Origin of the sequence: methanotrophic endosymbiont of Bathymodiolus puteoserpentis (Logatchev) (assembly GCF_900128525.1) — a bacterium.
Taxonomy (GTDB): domain Bacteria; phylum Pseudomonadota; class Gammaproteobacteria; order Methylococcales; family Methylomonadaceae; genus Methyloprofundus.
Genome location: NZ_FQTQ01000120.1, coordinates 1 through 1455, shown reverse-complemented (window position 1 = coordinate 1455; position 1455 = coordinate 1). Strand labels below are relative to the sequence as shown.

The window sequence follows — 1455 nt, the reverse complement described above, 5'->3', positions numbered from 1 at the left end:
CCATACCTGACATAAAAGAAAACCGCATAAAGAATAACGTCTTTGGGAAAGTGTGTCCCTTTAAAGCTGATCATGATTTTATTTTATGTACATTGGGAAATAAGGGGGAATTATCTCAGAATTTACCCATTAATGCGACAGAACCTTCAATTTTACCATAAATAATTATTGGGAAACTTCAGCTGACATAGTTTAGCCACCTTTTTAATTTTATGAGTCAATGATAAATCCGAAATGATTAGCTCTTATCTGTTCTGAACTATATTCATCTTTAATATTGTCATGATTCCCTTCGCTCACCATTTTTTTTATTTCTTCATAGATAATAGGATCAAAGGAAATTTCATCAATAACTAAATGTATATGAGAATAAGGTTTTGTGTAGTTACCGTTTCTAATTTGTTTGCTAATAGAATTCATCGAGTGTTTAAAATTAAAACTTTTTTCTAGTTTAATTTGCTGGTTAATGAGGTCAGAGATAATCCACTCAGTAAGCTCAATTTCATTGCTAATCGAGTGTTTCTTCTTACAAAAAAATAAAACAGTTTCTATATATTTTTTCTGTATCAAATTAGGAATTCTGGTCAATCCATTTATTTCTTCGTTTAAATTAAGTACTTGTATTTTACTTACATCTTGTATGATGTGAGTTTTAATCGTGAAAGATACTTTATCTAGTCCTCGTTTCTTTTCATAAAACACTTCAATATCAAATTGTTTATAGCTGTTTATATCTTTAACCGCAGGTTTAAGAACTTTAGCATTAAAATATTTCCATTCTTGGTAGTTTCCTTCATTAAAAAACCCCAACTGTTTTCTTAGCTCGTTAAACTCTATGTCAAATTTTTTTTTGAATGCGTAGGATTTGAAAATCTCATAAAGTCGTATCGTGTTACCAGAACCAAATTCTGAAAGTAATTTAAGGTCAAGCAAACAGTATGATTCAATCGGCACCATTTCTTCATAAATTGAATTCGGTATTCTAATAAGTATTTTGTTTCTATCCTTTGAAGGTTCATAACAAATTTCAGGAAACATTGATATAAAACGAAAAGTCCATTGCCCATCATCACCCAATGCCTTTAAGTTTATTTGTTTCTTTGAAAGCCCCTCTGCCGCCTTCATTAAATCCCTGTTTTTTTTACTGGGTTTGAATAAGCTTTTATCAAGCCTATTTACAGGAAGCTTTAGTAAAATACTTTCAGAAGAAAAAGTTTTAATATTTTCATCTGAAGCCGAAAGGTAAAAGTCTTTAATCACATTATAGATTTCTATAAATAAATACCGCTCAAGCTTTGTCCAACTTTGTCCATACTCACCTAAGCTAAAATCTCGATTAACAGCCCTCAATTCTCTTTTTTTATTTTCTTCTAATTCCACTGAAGTTTCCCAATAATTATTTATGGTAAAATTGAAACCATGCCGCAACTATATGAAAAAAACAGTCTTTTCATT

1 protein-coding gene and 1 pseudogene are annotated in these 1455 nt (G+C 30.2%); both read right to left on the bottom strand.

The genetic code is table 11. The features are described 5' to 3' along the window. A pseudogene (locus BQ7314_RS09725) lies at positions 1-74 on the bottom strand (IS6 family transposase); the annotation flags it as partial. A 136-nt stretch (positions 75-210) separates the two neighbouring features. Then, entirely contained in the window at positions 211-1380 is a 1170-nt protein-coding gene (locus BQ7314_RS09720; RefSeq protein ID WP_174483512.1) for a replication initiation protein, read from the bottom strand. Between the last annotated feature and the right edge of the window lie 75 nt (positions 1381-1455).